The sequence below is a fragment of the Sphingobacterium pedocola genome (assembly GCF_015209965.1).
Classification (GTDB): Bacteria; Bacteroidota; Bacteroidia; order Sphingobacteriales; family Sphingobacteriaceae; genus Sphingobacterium; species Sphingobacterium pedocola.
Window position 1 is genome coordinate 1078561 of sequence record NZ_MU158689.1, and the last position, 17869, is coordinate 1096429.

Sequence of the window (17869 nt, forward strand, 5' to 3'; positions counted from 1 at the left end):
ATTAATTTTTATAACGAAACCATTTTAAAAGTTCTTTGTAGGAAGCTTTCTTTCCGTACATTAAAATACCTACCCTATATATACGAGCGGCAAACCACGTAGTGAGTACAAATCCTCCTATTAATAACAAGGCGGATACGATCAATTGCCAGGTTGGAACGCCAAAAGGTACTCGCACCAGCATGGCTATAGGAGAGGTGAAGGGTATAAAACTGAGCCAGGTGGATATGCTACCATGTGGATCGTTGATCAATACCCCGAATGACAGGGCATAGGTCAATAACAAAGGCATCGTGATGGGCATCGTAAACTGAGAAGCTTCTGTCTCGCTATCGACTGCAGATCCTACAGCGGCAAATAATGCGCTATAGATAAGGTAGCCGCCAATGAAAAACACAAAGAAGCAAATAATGAGTTCCGGGAAGTTAATTGACTGTAGGGCCGAATAGAGCTCCAATTGCGAAGAGGAAGAAGTGGCTTGGGACAGCGATTCGTTTTGCGTCATCTGGTTCATCAAATCTTCTTTGGACACCAAAAATGTAGAGGCGACACCCGCTAGGATAAGCGATAAGAATATCCAAAGGACAAATTGGGTAAGCCCAACCATGCCAATACCTATAATTTTTCCCATCATAAGCTGAAAAGGTTTGACAGACGATATAATCACTTCAATAATACGGCTGCTTTTTTCTTCAATGATACCTCTCATTACTTGGGAACCATATAAAAACAGGGAGATGTATACCAATATAGACAGCGCTAGTGCAATTCCCATCGCAATTTCTGTATTACTATCCCGTGTTTCGCCATCCATTGTTACTTCTTTGGCATTAATGGATACCGAGGAGTTGATATTTTTAATGCTGTCGGTATTAACACCTAATTTCTGATAGGCATGATCTCTGAGGATTTCCCCTAATTGTGACTCGACCTCCTTTTGCGTTACCACATTTGGTTTTCCGGAAGATAGAAATTCGACTTTACGCGCTTCAAAGAAGTCGGCCGGTATCACCAATATATTTGTGTTCTTCTCGGATCCTTTCAAACTATCAATTTGATGTTGTAGCGCACGATTAGAGTAGGTGTACGTTAAATTCTTTGTATTCTCCAAGTTCTGAGCGATGGTACCCTCCTGATCGAACACATACACAATGGCGTGGGTATCGTCAAAGCTCTTTTTGGTAAGAAAAATTACACCTATATACATGCCAATGAAAAATAATGGCACTAGAAATGTTGTCAGTAAAAAAGAACGCTTCTTAACACGTGTTACGTATTCTCGTTGGATGATTAATCGTATTTTATGCATGAGTTTCTAATGATGGGGAAGTTACTTTTTCAATAAAAATATCATGAATAGATGGAATAATCTCATGTATTTGATGGATAAATATTTGATTAGTAAGCGTTAAGATGACGTCATTTAAATGGATACCTTCATTTAGTTTTAACTTAAGTTGATGCTCGTCTGTCTTTTTATGAGAAAGTACCTCGTATAAGGAATTATTTTCAAAAAAAGGGTCGTCGGCATATTTCGGATTATAGTCTATGCTATAGGTTTGGTTTTTATACATTTTTTTAATTTCCTTTACCGATCCATCCAATATTTTCTTAGACTTATGAATCAGGGCAATATGATCACACAGTTCTTCTACCGTTTCCATACGATGCGTAGAATAGATAACTGTCGTTCCCTTTTTGTTGAGTTCCAAAATCTCATCTTGAATAATCTGTGCATTTACCGGATCAAATCCCGAAAATGGCTCGTCTAGAATAATTAATTCAGGTTCGTGTAATACAGTGGCCACAAATTGCACTTTCTGCTGCATTCCTTTACTTAGATCTTCTACTTTTTTATCCCACCAAGATCCGATATTCAATTTTTCAAACCAATATTGGATTCTTCTCCGAGCCTCAACTTTACTTAATCCCTTCAATTGAGCCAGATAAATCATTTGCTCTCCAATTTTCATCTTTTTATACAATCCTCTTTCTTCTGGTAGGTATCCGATCGCGCCGACATGATCGGAATTCAGTTGTTTTCCGTTAAAATAAACCTGTCCCGAGTCTGGAGCCGTAATTTGATTGATGATCCGAATGAGCGATGTTTTTCCTGCTCCATTTGGCCCCAGTAAACCAAATATTATTCCTTTGGGTATAAATAGAGATACATCATCTAATGCGAGATGATTTGCATATTGTTTGGTAATATTCTTTATTTCCAACATTAAGAAAATGATTAGGGAGCTAAAATAAATAAAATTCCTTATAATATCTTACCTTTGTCTATGCTTGTAAAATCCGCAGAATTTGTATGTAGTAATACAGAAGTAAGTAAATTACCGGAATCAAACCTTCCGGAATACGCCTTTATCGGACGGTCGAATGTTGGAAAATCTTCGTTGATCAATGCAATGACCAATAAAAAAGGCTTGGCAAAAACTTCTCAAAAGCCTGGAAAAACGCAGTTGATAAATCATTTTATCATTAATGATAATTGGTATCTGGTGGATTTACCTGGTTATGGATTTGCGCAGACGTCAAAAAAGAATAGAGCTGAATGGAGCAAGTTCATCCGTCACTATCTCACACGTCGTGAAAATTTGCAATGTGTATTTGTGCTAATTGACAGTAGACTTGAGCCGCAAAAGATTGATTTGGATTTTTGTTGTTGGCTGGGTGAAAAAGGGTTACCGTTTATGCTCGCTTTTACAAAGGCCGATAAGCAATCGGGTGTAAAGTCGGATCAAAATGTCTCAAAATTCAAAAAAGCGTTGTTGAACTGGTTTGAAGAAGTGCCTCCTCACTTTGTAACTTCGGCGGAGAAGAAGATGGGGACTGAAGAGATATTGCATACAATTGATGATATCAATCAAAATTTTATTTTGCCTACACATATTCCTGAATAGACTTTTATTAATGAACCCAGTTCTGGTTGATCATAAAAAATAAAATAATACATGAAGAAGTACATGTCGTTAGTGTTGTTTGCACACAGTGTTTTTGCTTTGCCTTTTGCGATTATAGGTTTTTTCTTAGCCGTGAACACGACGGATTATCAATTTGAATGGAAACTATTTGTACTCATGTTGCTATGTATGGTAAGTGCGCGGAATGCAGCAATGGCATTCAATCGTTATTTGGATAGGGATATAGATGCGCTAAATCCGCGTACAGCAGTGAGAGATATTCCCGCGGGGAAAATCAGCCCAGCCAACGCACTTGTTTTTACGATTATAAATTGTGTGGTGTTTATGACGGCTACGTACTTCATTAATCCGATGTGTTTGGCTCTTTCTCCTGTTGCACTTTTTGTCGTGTTGTTTTATTCGTATATGAAAAGAATATCACCTTTGTGTCATCTGGTCTTAGGATTGGGATTGGGATTAGCGCCACTCGGTGCGTATTTGGCAGTAACAGGGAGCTTCTCTATTGTTCCCGTTTTTTTGGGACTTTCTGTTTTAACTTGGGTTTCGGGTTTTGATATTATATATGCGTTGCAAGATGAGGCCTTTGATCGGGCCAATGGACTGAATTCTATCCCGGCAAATTTTGGTGCAAGAAAAGCTTTGCGAATTTCAGAAGCATTGCACGTTTTCTCATTTGTGTTTGTAATTCTCCCAGCCTTTTTTACAGAAGTGGGACTATTTTATTATTTTGGAGTGATGTTTTATGGACTTCTTTTGGTCTACCAGCACCGGATTGTAAATCCTACTGATCTCAGTAGAGTGAATCGCGCATTTATGACGACAAATGGAGTCGCTTCAGTTATCTTTGCTTTCTTCTTTTTAATGGATGTTGTATTCCAACATTGGTTTTTTTGAACTGTTTTTTTATAATGAGGCTGTCTCCTAGGTCTTATAAAGCGAGTAAACGTCATTTCGACCAAAGGGAGAACCGAGCTTGCCCGCCTCTCGGAGGGCAAGCGAGCTCGCCGTAGGCAAATCTAACGACATATATATTATATATAAAGTATTGAAAATCAAATACACTTCAGTTATTCATGCTTTTAGATTTATCTTCGATGAGCCCTTCGGGTTTCTCCTCGTTCCTCGTCGAAATGACGACATAGTTTACTTAGGAGATAGCCTCCCGATAAAAAAAATGCTTTTATATGCAATCGTTATTAAATTGCATATAAAAGCATTTTTATCTAAGTTTGCAGAAATCTTAACAACTAAATGGCTAAAAATTTACTGATAGTAGAGTCGCCGGCGAAGGCAAAAACGATAGAAGGATATCTTGGGAAAGACTTTTTAGTAAAGTCTAGTTACGGACATATTCGTGATTTGGTAAAGGGCGATGACGCTATAGATACGGAAAATAAATTTCAACAAAAGTATGAAGTTCCTTCGGATAAGAAGGCCATAGTTAGTGAGTTAAAGAAATTAGCTAAAGCTGCAGAGATGGTTTGGTTAGCATCCGATGAGGATCGCGAGGGGGAAGCTATTTCATGGCATTTATTTGAGACACTAGGATTAAAAGAAGATAACACCAAAAGAATCGTTTTTCACGAGATTACCAAACCTGCGATTTTAAAAGCAATAGATAGTCCGCGTAAAATCGACTATAATTTAGTAAATGCGCAACAAGCTCGTCGTGTATTAGACCGTTTGGTCGGATTTGAACTTTCTCCAGTGTTATGGAGAAAAGTAAAACCTTCCTTATCTGCAGGTCGTGTACAATCGGTAGCGGTTCGTCTTGTAGTAGATCGCGAACGCGAAATCAATAAGTTTAATGCAGAAGCGGCTTATAAAATAGTAGCCATATTTTACACTGGAAAGGGGAAGGAAATTTTTAAAGCTGAACTTTCTAAAAGGTTCGAAGAAAAGGAAGAGGCTTCTAAATTTTTAAAAGATTGCTTAAATGCATCCTTTGCGATAAATAGCTTAGAGAAAAAACCGGCTAAAAGAACACCTTCGGCACCCTTTACCACTTCGACGTTACAGCAAGAGGCGAGTCGTAAATTAGGTTTTTCGGTTGCTCGTACCATGCAAGTTGCCCAGCGATTATACGAAGCGGGGCGTATTACATACATGCGTACCGATTCCGTCAATCTATCGGATACAGCTATTCAGGCCGCAGAACAAGAAATTTTGAAAGCGTATGGTGAAAAATACCACAAGCTACGTAAATATAAGACAAAATCGGCTGGCGCTCAAGAAGCACACGAGGCTATTCGTCCTACTTATTTTTCAGAACATACTATCGAAGGTGACGCGTCAGAAAAAAGGCTTTATGAGTTGATCTGGAAACGTGCTATCGCTTCTCAGATGAGTGAAGCAGAATTCGAAAAAACGGTTGCTAAAGTGGGGATATCAACACGATCAGAGGAGTTGATTGCTTCCGGTGAAGTGATGAAGTTTGACGGATTCTTAAAAGTCTACTTCGAGTCTATTGATGAAGACCAGGAAACAGCTACAGATAATGATTCAGACAACACGTTATTGCCACCATTGGAAAAAGGCCAACAGCTTACGTTGAATGAAATGACTGCTACCGAGCGCTTTTCTCGTCCTCCTGCTCGTTACACGGAAGCCTCACTAGTTAAGAAGTTGGAAGAATTGGGGATAGGAAGACCTTCTACCTATGCTCCTACGATTTCTACCATTCAAAATAGGGGATACGTAGTAAAAGAGGAACGAGAAGGAAAAATACGTGAATTCACCGTTTTAACGTTAAATAGCGGCGAGATTCAAGAGGCGATCAAAACGGAAGTGACAGGAGCGGAGCGTAATAAAATGTTCCCGACTGATATCGGTGTATTGGTAAATGATTTTCTTGTTGAGCATTTTAAAGGTATTATAGATTTCAATTTCACGGCTAAAGTGGAAAAGGAATTCGACGAAATCGCGCAAGGCAATAAAGAATGGACAGATATGTTGGAAGGTTTTTACATTCCTTTCCATAGCGAGGTTCAAGATACATTGGAGAATGCCGAACGTGCCACACATGAACGAGAACTGGGAGTAGATACTATCTCTGGTAAACCTGTGAGTGTACGTGTTGGAAGATTTGGACCTTTGGTTCAGATCGGTACGGCGGAAGACGAAGAGAAACCTCGTTTTGCTTCTTTGCGCAAGGGACAGATGATAGAAACCATCACGTTCGAAGAGGCAATGGAACTCTTTAAGTTGCCAAAAAAAGTTGGTGAATATGAAGAAAAAGAAATGACTGTAGCTATCGGTCGATTTGGTCCTTATATACGCCATAATTCTGCTTTCTATTCGTTGCCAAAAGGAATTGATCCGTTAGATGTAACACAAAAACAAGCTATAGATATCATCAATGAAAAACGTCAAAAGGATATCGAAAAAATAATACGGGTGTTTGATGAAAATCCAGAAGCACGAATCGAAAATGGCCGATGGGGACCATTTGTTCGTTTTGGAAAACAGAACCTGAAAATTCCGAAAGGAACAGATGTAAGTGCGATTACCTATGAGGATGTTTTGAAATGGGCTGAGAGTGATCCAAAAGCAAAGACAGGTAAATCGGCAAAGAAAACGACTACGCGTAAAACTACTGCTAAAACTGCAAAAAAGAAATAGCCTGCTATGAAAAGGGATCTTCCAGAGAATATTGTAGAGGATATTTCAGTGGCTATCGTTTTAGAAGGCGAGACGCCTGTTCTTAAAAACTGGGTTGTATATCTTGTTAATGAGAAAGAAGTGCCGCTTACCAATGTACTGGTGAGTTCCAAAGGTTATGGAGAGAAAGATGGAAAGCAGGTTAAAACAACGACTTTACGTCATTTTATAGGGGACGTTGAAGGGAAGTCATCTGTTAAAATAGAAGCGATAGACGAAGGTGTATTTGGATTGACCAACGAATATTGGTTGAGTTATTATATTAATGGTACGATTTACGATAAAAAATATATTTTTCTTCCGGAAAGTATCGTTGATGAAAATTTATCTAAAGTTCCGATAGTAAACAAACCTGGTGTCCTCATAGGAGGGATGAATTAAAAAATGGCAAGACGTAATTTTATTATCGCAATAGACGGTTACTCCAGTTGTGGGAAGAGTACTGTTGCTAAGGCTTTGGCGAAAAAGTTGCACTTCGTATTTGTCGATAGTGGAGCGATGTACCGCGCGGTTACACTCTATTTTCTTCGAAATGAGGTGGATCTCGATAATACAGCAGCCGTTGTGCAGGCACTAGCCGACATTCATATCGATTTTATTCCTAATACAGCACAAACACAGATTTTACTCAATGGTGAAGATATTTCGGAAGAAATTCGTCAGATGGCTGTTTCTGAACAAGTGAGTGAGGTGAGTGCCATTAAAGAGGTTCGTCATGCGATGGTGGCCCAACAGCAGAAATTAGGTAGCCGCCGTAATATTGTTATGGACGGTCGTGATATCGGAACCACTGTTTTTCCGGATGCCGATTTAAAAATATTCATGACGGCAAGTCCGAGTGTAAGGGCCGAAAGAAGATATGCGGAGTTAACAGCGAAAGGGGAAAACGTGACAATGGAAGAAATTCAAGAAAATCTGAGTCATCGGGATCATATCGACAGCACGCGTGAAGAGAGCCCATTAAGACAGGCAGCCGATGCCCTCATACTAGACAACTCCGATCTAACGCAAGATCAACAATTAGAAATTGTATTGAATGAATATTATAAAATAAAAGAAGCTTAATTTTTAAGCTTCTTTTATTTTATAAAACACCAAAGTGTTTTAATGCGTTCCAAATGCCTTCACTATCTACATCATCGGTAATGTAGTCGGCAATGTCTTTCACTTCCGGATTAGCATTTCCCATCGCTACACCCAATGCAACATGTTGCAGCATGGTAATGTCATTTCCCCCGTCTCCAAACGCCATCGTCTCTTGAATATCAACACCAAAGTGATTACAGAAAATATCAATACCTACTTTTTTGCTTTGCCCCTTTGGATTGACATCGGCAAACAGAGGTGTCCATCGTGAGGCAAGCGAATTGGGCATTACCTTTTCCATGAATGTTTGCTCGTCTTCTGGTCCCAGAAATATATTCGTTTGTAATACGCCATTCAAATCCACATTTTCAAGATCTACCAATGGCGGAACAGGTAAATTGAGATGGGCATACATTCCTGCAATCTCCGGCGTCACATCGTGTATGGTAATCTGTTTTTCGGACATAAACGAAAAACTCAACGGATTTGTCTTAGCATATTCTAAAACGGATTGAATATCAGTCGAATCAATCGCTTGGCGAAACAGGATATGTCCTTCTTTAGTCACACAATAACCTCCATTGAAGGTAATGTACCCGTCAAAATTCAGATATTTTACATGATCGATGCTATTAATAGATCGACCTGTCGAAAGTATAGTTTTTATTCCTTTGGCCTGTAATTGTTCTATTGCTTCTTCTGTGGATGCTGCAACTTCGTGGGTTTTAAAACTTAGTAAAGTGCCATCAATATCAAAAAAAACAGCTTTTATATTCGGATTTCGCATAATAGCAAAGGTAAATTCTTAATTTGATAAATCGTATGTTTCCTCTGAAATTAATGTATTAAGGCAGAAGAGAGATCGATAATTTGCTTTTATACGCGATTATAATTGTGTATAAAAGCAAATATATCTAAGTTTGACCTAACAAAAAATAACATGTCTACAGATCAATATTTTATAACACACATTCAGTCTAGTATTCAAGACGATGACTTCATTAAATTATCATTGGGTGATTATAAAGGTGTAGAACCGGATTTGAAAAACATATATGTGAAGCCAGTTTTAATAAAACGTGCATTCAAATTATCGTTTACCTATCGCTACAAAACACGGGATATTACCAAAAACTTTATGGTGGAGGAGGCGATAGAACAGATTCAAACGCTGTTGCAAGAGAATGGCTTTCGTATGGCGACTTTATTCACGACGAAAGAAAATACGATCTGTCAATGGAATAAGAAGAGAGGGTGGATGCTTAAATCGGAACAGCCAACGTCTGCTAAGCTTGACAGTCTTTCGCATGATTATCAAAAAGAACGTAAGATTGGTTCGACTTCAAAAAAGTACCTAGCGGAATTGCGTTTGACGGATTCGGATGGCAAGGTATTTAAAAATGCACAGGATAAGTGGCGGCAGATCAATCATTATATCGAATTGCTAAGCTCCATGTTGAAAGAATTGCCTGCTGACAAGGAATTGAGTGTGGTTGATATGGGTGCCGGAAAAGGATACCTGACTTTCGCACTTTACGATTACCTGAATAATGAACTAAACAAACCTGCTTCTGTTGTGGGTGTGGAATATAGGGACGATCTTGTTTCACTTTGTAATAATATTGCGAGCAGTTCGAGTTTCAATAAACTGTCTTTTGTACAGGGGACAATTGAAGATTATAATCCTACACAGGAATTAAATGTATTGATTGCATTGCACGCTTGTGATACGGCTACGGATGACGCTATATTTAAAGGAATAACAAATGGGGCCGACTTAATCGTCGTGGCACCTTGTTGCCATAAACAGGTAAGGAGGCAGCTTGAAAAAGTGAAAGCAACGAACGACTTGGATTTCATGACGCAATATGGCATCTTCTTGGAGCGTCATGCGGAAATGTTGACCGATGGCATCCGCGCATTGATTTTGGAATATTATGGTTACCAAACCAAAGTGTTACAGTTTATAGCGGATGCGCATACACCAAAAAATGTAATGATAGTGGGGGTTAAGAAGGCAATAAATCTGAAAAAACAACACGAAATCTTAGCAAAACTACTCGCGACGAAAGCATATTTCGGAATGGAATACCATTACCTCGAACGGTTATGTGGCCTTTCTTCCTGATATGCTAAGCTTCATACAGTTCCAACGGAAGATGGTCGGGGTCGGAAAAAAATGTAAATTTTTTGCCCGTGATCTCGTCTATTCGTATGTCTTCGACAGGGACATTTTTAGTACGCAGTTCTCCAACGGCTTCTTCAACGTTGGCAACAGAAAAGGCTAAATGTCGCAGTCCGGTAGCTTCTGGGCGACTGGAACGGGGTACATGCTGTGGGAATGAGAATAGTTCAATCAGGTATTGATCGCCCAATGCGAGGTCTAATTTATAGGAATCTCTTTCTTCACGGTATGTTTCCTTTAAGATACGGAGGCCCAGTACTTCTGTATAAAATGTTTTGGATTTTTTATAATCGCTAGCAATAATGGCAATATGATGGATAGAGGTTATTCTCATTTATTATTTAAATAAAGTCGGTGTATCAGATTTTTTATCTTCTGGCTTGTTCGGGATAGTCAATTCGGTTCCAATAGCCGCATTGAGTTTTTTTATAAAATGAGCAGCTAAAAGCGGTGATTCGAGTTCCACGTTTTGGTGGATGAAAAAATAGAGATGCCGTAAACCCACGTCTTTCCACGCTTTGATTACTTCGACCCACTCCTCTAAGCGGGTATAATCAGACGGGTGGTTGGCTCCGACATAGCGCACGAAAGCTGTCGGTGTGGTTAAGCGCATGTGCATCATATCGCGCCTTCCTGCGGTATCGACTATCACATTCGTCGTTTTTGTCTTTTCTAATAATTTATAAAACTTCTTCGCTACTTCTGGATTCGAAAACCATTCTTCGTTGCGCACTTCGACGGCTAATGGATATCCTGCCGGAAAATGAGTTAAGAAATGTTCCAAACGATCAAAATCTTTCGGTTTGTAGTTGTCAATCAATTGGAGAAAGGCCATGCCTAGTTTTTCGTCGAATAGTACAGTTGAATCCACAAAATTTTTTACTTTCTCGTCGGTATTCAATAACCTACTGAAGTGGCTTATCGATTGTGGAATCTTTGGGAAGAATTTAAAACCTTTAGGGGTCTTTTCTTTCCAGGTTTCTACCTGTTGTTTGGACGGTGAATTATAAAATGTCGCGTTCAACTCAATAGCATTAAACTGATTAGAATAATACAGCAGTTCGTCTTTCGTGCCACGAGGGTAAAACCCTTTCAAATCAGCTTTATTCCATTTTGCACAGCCTACGTATACCTCCATAGCGGACTTGGAAGCTGCTTTTTTAAGTAGGGCAATGGTTTCCTTAGGAGTCTCAGGAATGCTGAAGTCAATGGTTGAAGGGTCTTCTACTTGTCCGAATTTCATATTTATTTTTTATTATTTCTATAAAAATAAGGGTTAGTTTGCGAATTTTAATAACTTAAGGCTACAATAAAGTTAATTTTACTTTGTATATGAAATTCTTGCACCTCACCTTTATGCTGTTCTGTATCCAGTTTTGTCTAGGGCAAAATGTGGATAGTCTTGTAACGGAACAAAAATTAACGGAACAATCTGACCGTCTACTGAAAATTAAGGAGCAACAAACCCAGGATTCCTTGAGACGGGTCCAGTTAGAAAATAGACTATTTGCAGACGACCTCGAAGATACGAAGGAAAAACAGGCTTTACTGACAGAGCTGTATTTCCTGAAAAATCGGGATTCATTGGCGTTCGCTGAACGCAAACGGAAAGTAGACTCCATGCGTGTACTAAACCCGGGCATCCCGGTGAAACCATTTAAAGATACACTTTTTACAATCTATAGGGGTATTGGGGGATTTTCGATCCGCGAACGCGCCAATGCGGTACAATCGCGAGTAAAAAACCTTGCTGATCTGCATTCTTTCCATGCAGACTCGATACGGGTGTTGGAAAATGAGGATACCTGGTATATTACGGGGGGCAATGAGATGATAATGAGTGTGAGTGAGGAAGATGCGCTTTGGATGAATGCGGCGCCCGCGGCGCTGGCAGATTTATTCGCCACTAAGATTCGCGGAAGCATCGAACAATACAGAGATGATACGAGTATTCCAAAACTAATGAAGGGCATTGGACTCGCCGCGCTAGTACTTTTTATTGTGTCGTTGATTGTATATGGTATCAATAAGCTAGCCGGATACACTCGACGACTGGTGCTGCGAAATAAAGGCAATAAGTTGACTGGTATACGAATAAGTGGTTATGAACTGGTTTCTGCAACGAAGCAGGTTCGTTTTGTATGGGCACTCTTCAACTTAATAAAATGGGCATTTATTTTGATGGTGATTTATCTAGCTTTGCCAATAGTCTTTAACTTATTTCCGGCGACGGAGGGATTTGCCAATGTACTGCTGAGTTATATTTTGGATCCGATTAAGAAGATTAGTCTGGCAATTATCAATTATTTTCCGAACCTTATTACGGTCGTTGTTATCGTCATCATTTTTCGATATATTTTTAAGATCCTAAAATACTTTGCAAATGAGCTGCATCGCGGGGCATTAAATATCCCTGGATTCTACGCGGACTGGACGTTACCGACTTACCAGATATTGCGCGTACTGCTTACGGCCTTCATGTTGATCGTAATTTTCCCTTACCTACCGGGATCAAAATCGCCCATCTTCCAAGGTGTATCGGTTTTTATAGGTATCTTGTTTACCTTTGGATCTGCAGGGGCATTAGGTAATGTCGTAGCAGGCCTAGTGATCACGTATATGCGACCATTTAGCATAGGTGATAGGGTGAAAATCGGGGATGTGCAGGGCGACATTATCGAAAAAACATTGCTAGTAACTCGCTTACGTACGATAAAAAATGAAATAATATCAGTGCCAAATTCACAAGTAATGAATTCGCACACCATAAACTACAGTACAGATGCTCCTCTTAACGGCTTGATTGTACATACCACCTTAACCATTGGGTATGACATACCTTGGCAAACAGTTCATAAATTGGCCATTGAAGCAGCGTTAAATGTAGAATATATAGAAGCCGATCCTACTCCATTCGTATTACAGACTAGTTTAGACGATTATTATGTGTCGTATCAGATTAACGGTTATACCAAACAACCAAATAAGCAAGCGATAATCTATTCGGAGTTGCATAAGAATTTGTTAGACGAGTTTCATGGAGCTGGGATAGAGATCATGTCGCCACATTACAGGGTGGTACGAAGCAATGAAGATACAGCGATGCCACCTGCTGATGAACGATAGTTTAATATTAAAGCCCTCACTAGCGGTAAAGGGCTTTAATATAGAATCGTAATGTACCAAATAAATCGTTTACTCACTTTTATTTAAGAAAACAAATTGACCGTCAAACGTATCCAACTGAATGACAGAATCGTTTGTCACTTTTCCGGAGAGGATTTCTTTCGACAATTCGTTCAAGATCCGTTTCTGAATAACACGTTTCAACGGACGTGCCCCATATATAGGATCATATCCCAACTGTGCTAGCCAATCCAATGCTTCATCTGTAGCAGACAACACAATATTTTGTTCGGCAAGTTGATGCTGTACCCGATTAAATTGCATCCGAACGATATCTCCAATCTCATTGCGGCTCAATGGTGTAAACATGATGACTTCGTCGATACGGTTTAAAAATTCCGGCCGAATTGATTTTTGTAAAAGTTCGAATACCTCGTCTTTCGTTTTAGCAATCACACTATCTCTGTTTTCGTCTGTTAAATGGCTGAAATTTTCTTGGATAAGATGAGAGCCTGTATTAGAGGTCATAATGATAATGGTGTTTTTAAAGTTGACCACACGACCTTTATTGTCCGTTAGATGTCCGTCATCCAGTACTTGTAACAAGATATTAAACACGTCGGGATGTGCCTTTTCGATCTCATCTAACAAAACGACAGAGTACGGACGACGACGAACGGCTTCAGTCAATTGCCCACCTTCGTCGTAGCCAACGTATCCTGGAGGCGCTCCGATCAAACGTGATACAGCATGGCGTTCTTGATATTCCGACATATCAATCCGTACTAAAGCTTGCTCATCGTCGAATAAAAAATCAGCTAGCGCTTTTGCTAATTCTGTTTTACCAACTCCTGTAGTTCCTAGGAATATAAATGATCCGATGGGACGTTTGGCGTCACTAAGCCCGGCCCGCGATCGGCGGATTGCATCTGAAATGGCCTCAATGGCTTCGTCCTGTCCGGCTACACGTTTGTGTAGTTCTTCTTCTAATGTCAGTAATTTTTGACGTTCGGATTGAACCATTTTATTAACCGGGATACCCGTCCAACGCGATACGACATCTGCAATATCTTCAGAGGTGACCTCTTCTTTCAGCATGCGGCTACCTCGCTGTTTTTCGGCTAATTCAGCTTTTAGCTTTTCTGCGGCATCTTGTGCTTCCTTGATTTTTCCATAGCGCAATTCGGCTACCTTACCATAGTCTCCGGCACGTTCAGCTTGTTCAGCTTCCAATTTATAGTCTTCGATGTTTTGAATCTCCTGATTTACGCGGTCAACCAGATTTTTTTCGGATTGCCAAGAAGCTCTTAGCGAATCGCGTTCACCAGAAAGGTTGGCAATGGCCTCAGACAGTTCTGCGACTTTCTTTTTATCGTTTTCACGTTTTATGGCTTCGCGTTCAATTTCCAACTGCATGATTCTACGTTCGAGCTCGTCTACCGCCTGTGGTACGGAATCCATTTCAAGACGCAGCTTGGAAGCAGACTCATCGATCAAATCGATGGCTTTATCCGGTAAGAAACGGTCGGTAATATAGCGTTGTGACAACTCGACAGCAGCGATAATGGATTCATCTAGGATCCGTACTTTGTGATGCGTTTCATAACGTTCTTTTAGGCCACGCAGGATGGAAATTGCATCTTGTGTATCGGGTTCGTCAACCATTACTTTTTGAAAACGACGTTCTAGCGCTTTGTCTTTCTCAAAGTATTTTTGATATTCGTTTAGTGTTGTAGCGCCTATGGCACGCAGTTCTCCCCTTGCCAAGGCTGGTTTTAGAATGTTGGCCGCGTCCATCGCCCCCTCGCCGCCACCAGCGCCCACTAATGTATGGATCTCGTCAATAAAAAGAATAATTTCACCGTCACTTTCAGTCACCTCTTTTACGACTGCTTTTAATCGTTCTTCAAATTCTCCTTTATATTTTGCACCAGCTATTAAAGCTCCCATATCCAAGGAAAATACGGTTTTTGTATTTAAATTCTCTGGAGCGTCGCCCTTGATAATACGATGAGCTATACCTTCTGCAATGGCAGTTTTTCCTACACCGGGTTCGCCAACTAGAATAGGATTGTTTTTGGTACGTCGTGATAATATCTGTATCACACGACGGATTTCCTCATCACGCCCTATTACTGGATCTAATTTTCCGGATTCGGCATATTCATTCAGATTCCGTGCGTATTTACCTAAAGCATTATAAGTTGCCTCGGCATTTTGATCCGTGACTCGCGAAGTACCTCGTAGTTCTTTGATAGCCAATTTGAGGTCTTTTTCATTGACGCCTTGATCTTTCAATAAATTGGACACTTTGTCGTTTGCGGACAACAATCCTAATAAAATATGTTCAATGGAAACGAATTCGTCATTGAACTCTTTTAAATAACCCTGTGCTTTCTGTAATACTGCGGTAGAACTATTGCTGATATATATATTAGTTCCACTTACTTTGGGCAGGGCCTCTATTTGTTTTGTTATCTCTGTAGTTACGTAGGAAATATTTACGTTAAGTTTTTTTAATAAATGATTTATAACATGCTCATCCACCGTCAGCAATGCTTTTAATAGATGTGCGGGTTCAACAGATTGCTGTTGATTACCTGTAGCTATCTCAGAAGCTTTCTGAATTGCTTCTTGTGCTTTGATGGTATAATTATTAAAGTTCATATACTATTTTTGCTCCTTCCTGATTTGTATTGATGAGTTAACAAATAAAATGCCGCTGTGTTTTTACGGTGAACTTTCTGAAATTCTGTCTGTCGAATCTCAAAAAAGGCGACAAAATTTCTGATTTTGCGGAATATGAAAAATAATTCAGTTGATTTTCAAAAAGTTGATGAAAAGGGGAGAATAAAATTAAAAACAGTATTGATTTTTTAAAGTAAGCTTGCGATATTTGCGTCGTTATACTTCATTAAGTATGCCTCCTTAGCTCAGCTGGTAGAGCAACTGACTTGTAATCAGTAGGTCATTGGTTCGATCCCGATAGGAGGCTCTAAAAACAAAAGCTCAACACATGTTGAGCTTTTGTTTAACATATAAGCGAGTAACATTTTATAATTTGTTGTACTCCGGTGTGCTACGAATAAATATTCGTTCAGGGTTATCGATCGCAGTCTGCCGACCAAGCTCTTCCATCTTTAGTGTAAGCGATTCTTAACGTACTTTCGGTAATAGTGATAGAGCCTAGGGCACCGTCTCCAATGATAATGGTATTATTGTCTCCTTTTTTCATCTCGATATCACCCAACGTAGGGATCCCTTCCGAAAAGTTGAAGGTGTAATTGTTGCCGACTTTTACGACGGTCACGGAACCACTTGTAGTTGCTACATCTTCCTCTTCATCATCGGTGCTGGAGAAGCCTACACTACCCTCGTACCTGCCCGTGAACAAGTCATTATCTGCTGGATCGTCGTCTTTACTACATGCACTAAATGCAAAAAGCGTAATAAGTAGAAGGCTTAAAATTTTGATAGAATTTTTCATAATGTTGTGTGTTTTTAATATTATCTTTTCTACTACAACAACTCAAACTTCATATTGGCACATGTAATACTTCTACTTTTAACACTTGTTAACATTTAGATAACATAGGATTCGAAAACATACGACTTAATGCATCCTATCCAACATGCTCTAACCTGTCTAAATCCCATTGACTTCAATTCGTTCCTCTCAGGACCACGCTATTTTAATACGGCATTCCGATTGTAGCGTAGCAGAATAATAAAATCTAAAAACAGGAATACATCAGCGTATACGCTGTTTTTTTTAAAATAGGGTGAGTTGAGTCGACACCGCTTTGGGAAGCCCAGCGCAGTCGTACTCAAATATTTCTTTATTTAAACCGTTTTTAGCGCAGTGTAAGCGAAAGTTATCACGAATTATTTCGGCAATTTTACCACTTCCCTTCATGCGAAGTCCGAAATTGCTGTTATTTACCTTGCCGTCATGACAGGATTCGATGCTGTGCCATATCTTATCGGCTCGGTCTGGATAGGCGTACGCTAGCCAGTCTTTGAACACTTCTCCAATCTGCCCATTGAGTCGTACAATGATATAACTTGCCCATTTCGCACCTCTTGCAGCTGTCTCTTTTAACAACGCTGGTATTTCATGATCTGTTAAGCCAGGAATAGTAGGTGCAATATTGACGCCCATAGGTACACCTCTGCTGCTTAATTCTTCTACTACGCGAAAGCGTTGGGATGCTGTGGCGGTACGGGGTTCCAACTTTAGCCTGGTATCTTCTGTTAAGGAATTAATAGACAAGAATACCTTAATCAGATTGTGTTTGGCCATTTGCTCTAAAATGTCTGCATCTCGTAGAATCAGGCTATTCTTGGTGATTATGCTGATAGGCTGCCTGTAAAAAAGTGCAACTTCAAGTATTCGTCGGGTAAGTCGAAATTTTCGTTCTGCAGGCTGATAACAATCTGTATTTCCAGAGAGATGGATAGGAGTGATGGTCCATCCCTTTTTGCTAATGAAGCTTTCGAACAGCTGTGGTGCATTCTCTTTTACTATAATTTTGCGTTCGAAATCCAGACCTGAACTCAGATCCCAATATTGATGAGAATTACGTGCATAACAATAGATACAACCGTGCTCACATCCCTGGTAGGGGTTAGCAGAGTACATCATACCGACATCGGGGCTGTCTACTTTATGTACTAAAGACTTGGCATCGGAGGGAATAAACATAGTCTTATTACTTTCCGCTTCCCAATCATCTATCGCCTCTATATAGTCTACAGTATATTTATCTTTTTTATAAATATTCTGGGGGTTATATTGTGCACCCCTACCTTTTATATAATCTTTCTCCTGCATAACAGGATAAAATTACTAAAAATATTAGTACAATTAATATGACTTGAT

Annotated in this window: 15 protein-coding genes and 1 tRNA gene; 8 read left to right on the forward strand and 8 right to left on the reverse strand. The window is 39.7% G+C overall.

Going from position 1 to position 17869, the window contains the following annotated elements; all coding sequences use genetic code 11:
* Window position 1 precedes the first annotated feature (1 nt).
* Complete coding sequence (locus C4F40_RS04505) at window positions 2-1309, reverse strand: ABC transporter permease (RefSeq protein ID WP_196938165.1); 1308 nt, start codon at window positions 1307-1309, stop codon at window positions 2-4.
* Window positions 1302-2228: an ABC transporter ATP-binding protein gene (locus tag C4F40_RS04510; RefSeq protein ID WP_196938166.1), complete on the reverse strand. Its 927-nt coding sequence runs from the start codon at window positions 2226-2228 to the stop codon at window positions 1302-1304. The genes C4F40_RS04505 and C4F40_RS04510 overlap by 8 nt, the downstream gene beginning before the upstream one ends.
* Before the next feature lie 60 nt (window positions 2229-2288).
* Here C4F40_RS04510 and yihA point away from each other — a divergent pair, with 60 nt between their 5' ends.
* The 5 genes from yihA (at window position 2289) to cmk (ending at window position 7655) form a co-directional block, all read left to right on the forward strand.
* The gene (gene yihA / locus C4F40_RS04515; RefSeq protein WP_196938167.1) at window positions 2289-2909 is read left to right on the forward strand and encodes a ribosome biogenesis GTP-binding protein YihA/YsxC; all 621 of its coding nucleotides are present in this window, start codon (window positions 2289-2291) and stop codon (window positions 2907-2909) included.
* Window positions 2910-2960: 51 nt separating this feature from the next.
* Complete coding sequence (locus C4F40_RS04520; RefSeq protein WP_196938168.1) at window positions 2961-3824, forward strand: UbiA-like polyprenyltransferase; 864 nt, start codon at window positions 2961-2963, stop codon at window positions 3822-3824.
* Between the two features lie 357 nt (window positions 3825-4181).
* Window positions 4182-6551 carry a type I DNA topoisomerase gene (topA, locus tag C4F40_RS04525; RefSeq protein ID WP_196938169.1) on the forward strand — a complete coding sequence of 790 codons (2370 nt, stop codon included), beginning with the start codon at window positions 4182-4184 and terminating at the stop codon, window positions 6549-6551.
* Window positions 6552-6557: 6 nt separating this feature from the next.
* Complete coding sequence (locus tag C4F40_RS04530) at window positions 6558-6971, forward strand: hypothetical protein (protein WP_196938170.1); 414 nt, start codon at window positions 6558-6560, stop codon at window positions 6969-6971.
* 3 nt (window positions 6972-6974) lie between these two features.
* Complete coding sequence (cmk, locus tag C4F40_RS04535) at window positions 6975-7655, forward strand: (d)CMP kinase (RefSeq protein ID WP_196938171.1); 681 nt, start codon at window positions 6975-6977, stop codon at window positions 7653-7655.
* Between the two features lie 19 nt (window positions 7656-7674).
* Here cmk and C4F40_RS04540 read toward each other — a convergent pair whose 3' ends face one another.
* Window positions 7675-8463 (reverse strand): Cof-type HAD-IIB family hydrolase, encoded by a 789-nt coding sequence (locus C4F40_RS04540; RefSeq protein WP_196938172.1) that lies wholly within the window; start codon window positions 8461-8463, stop codon window positions 7675-7677.
* A gap of 153 nt (window positions 8464-8616) precedes the next feature.
* On the opposite strand from C4F40_RS04540, the gene C4F40_RS04545 reads away from it, so the two are divergent.
* Window positions 8617-9804 (forward strand): class I SAM-dependent methyltransferase, encoded by a 1188-nt coding sequence (locus tag C4F40_RS04545; RefSeq protein ID WP_196938173.1) that lies wholly within the window; start codon window positions 8617-8619, stop codon window positions 9802-9804.
* A 4-nt stretch (window positions 9805-9808) separates the two neighbouring features.
* Here the strand turns inward: C4F40_RS04545 and gloA2 are convergent, their stop codons facing one another.
* The gene (gloA2, locus tag C4F40_RS04550; RefSeq protein ID WP_196938174.1) at window positions 9809-10195 is read right to left on the reverse strand and encodes an SMU1112c/YaeR family gloxylase I-like metalloprotein; all 387 of its coding nucleotides are present in this window, start codon (window positions 10193-10195) and stop codon (window positions 9809-9811) included.
* 3 nt (window positions 10196-10198) lie between these two features.
* Window positions 10199-11104 (reverse strand): DUF72 domain-containing protein, encoded by a 906-nt coding sequence (locus tag C4F40_RS04555; RefSeq protein ID WP_196938175.1) that lies wholly within the window; start codon window positions 11102-11104, stop codon window positions 10199-10201.
* 89 nt (window positions 11105-11193) lie between these two features.
* On the opposite strand from C4F40_RS04555, the gene C4F40_RS04560 reads away from it, so the two are divergent.
* Window positions 11194-12987 carry a mechanosensitive ion channel family protein gene (locus tag C4F40_RS04560; protein ID WP_196938176.1) on the forward strand — a complete coding sequence of 598 codons (1794 nt, stop codon included), beginning with the start codon at window positions 11194-11196 and terminating at the stop codon, window positions 12985-12987.
* Window positions 12988-13056: 69 nt separating this feature from the next.
* Here the strand turns inward: C4F40_RS04560 and clpB are convergent, their stop codons facing one another.
* Window positions 13057-15654, reverse strand: coding sequence for an ATP-dependent chaperone ClpB (gene clpB / locus C4F40_RS04565; RefSeq protein WP_196938177.1), 2598 nt, complete (start codon window positions 15652-15654; stop codon window positions 13057-13059).
* Window positions 15655-15909: 255 nt separating this feature from the next.
* Between clpB and C4F40_RS04570 the strand changes: the two genes are divergently transcribed.
* Window positions 15910-15982 (forward strand) — tRNA-Thr (locus tag C4F40_RS04570).
* A gap of 108 nt (window positions 15983-16090) precedes the next feature.
* On the opposite strand, the gene C4F40_RS04575 is transcribed toward C4F40_RS04570, so the two are convergent.
* Together C4F40_RS04575 and C4F40_RS04580 are read right to left on the reverse strand one after the other, a co-directional pair.
* The gene (locus C4F40_RS04575; protein ID WP_196938178.1) at window positions 16091-16474 is read right to left on the reverse strand and encodes a hypothetical protein; all 384 of its coding nucleotides are present in this window, start codon (window positions 16472-16474) and stop codon (window positions 16091-16093) included.
* 285 nt (window positions 16475-16759) lie between these two features.
* The gene (locus C4F40_RS04580) at window positions 16760-17821 is read right to left on the reverse strand and encodes a PA0069 family radical SAM protein (RefSeq protein ID WP_196938179.1); all 1062 of its coding nucleotides are present in this window, start codon (window positions 17819-17821) and stop codon (window positions 16760-16762) included.
* Window positions 17822-17869: the final 48 nt, after the last annotated feature.

Excerpts from the sequence above, each read along its gene's own strand:
- C4F40_RS04505 (WP_196938165.1), bottom strand. The coding sequence starts at position 1,309 with ATGCATAAAATACGATTAATCATCCAACGAGAATACGTAACACGTGTT.
- C4F40_RS04510 (WP_196938166.1), bottom strand. The coding sequence starts at position 2,228 with ATGTTGGAAATAAAGAATATTACCAAACAATATGCAAATCATCTCGCA.
- yihA (WP_196938167.1), top strand. The coding sequence starts at position 2,289 with ATGCTTGTAAAATCCGCAGAATTTGTATGTAGTAATACAGAAGTAAGT.
- C4F40_RS04520 (WP_196938168.1), top strand. The coding sequence starts at position 2,961 with ATGAAGAAGTACATGTCGTTAGTGTTGTTTGCACACAGTGTTTTTGCT.
- topA (WP_196938169.1), top strand. The coding sequence starts at position 4,182 with ATGGCTAAAAATTTACTGATAGTAGAGTCGCCGGCGAAGGCAAAAACG.
- C4F40_RS04530 (WP_196938170.1), top strand. The coding sequence starts at position 6,558 with ATGAAAAGGGATCTTCCAGAGAATATTGTAGAGGATATTTCAGTGGCT.
- cmk (WP_196938171.1), top strand. The coding sequence starts at position 6,975 with ATGGCAAGACGTAATTTTATTATCGCAATAGACGGTTACTCCAGTTGT.
- C4F40_RS04540 (WP_196938172.1), bottom strand. The coding sequence starts at position 8,463 with ATGCGAAATCCGAATATAAAAGCTGTTTTTTTTGATATTGATGGCACT.
- C4F40_RS04545 (WP_196938173.1), top strand. The coding sequence starts at position 8,617 with ATGTCTACAGATCAATATTTTATAACACACATTCAGTCTAGTATTCAA.
- gloA2 (WP_196938174.1), bottom strand. The coding sequence starts at position 10,195 with ATGAGAATAACCTCTATCCATCATATTGCCATTATTGCTAGCGATTAT.
- C4F40_RS04555 (WP_196938175.1), bottom strand. The coding sequence starts at position 11,104 with ATGAAATTCGGACAAGTAGAAGACCCTTCAACCATTGACTTCAGCATT.
- C4F40_RS04560 (WP_196938176.1), top strand. The coding sequence starts at position 11,194 with ATGAAATTCTTGCACCTCACCTTTATGCTGTTCTGTATCCAGTTTTGT.
- clpB (WP_196938177.1), bottom strand. The coding sequence starts at position 15,654 with ATGAACTTTAATAATTATACCATCAAAGCACAAGAAGCAATTCAGAAA.
- C4F40_RS04575 (WP_196938178.1), bottom strand. The coding sequence starts at position 16,474 with ATGAAAAATTCTATCAAAATTTTAAGCCTTCTACTTATTACGCTTTTT.
- C4F40_RS04580 (WP_196938179.1), bottom strand. The coding sequence starts at position 17,821 with ATGCAGGAGAAAGATTATATAAAAGGTAGGGGTGCACAATATAACCCC.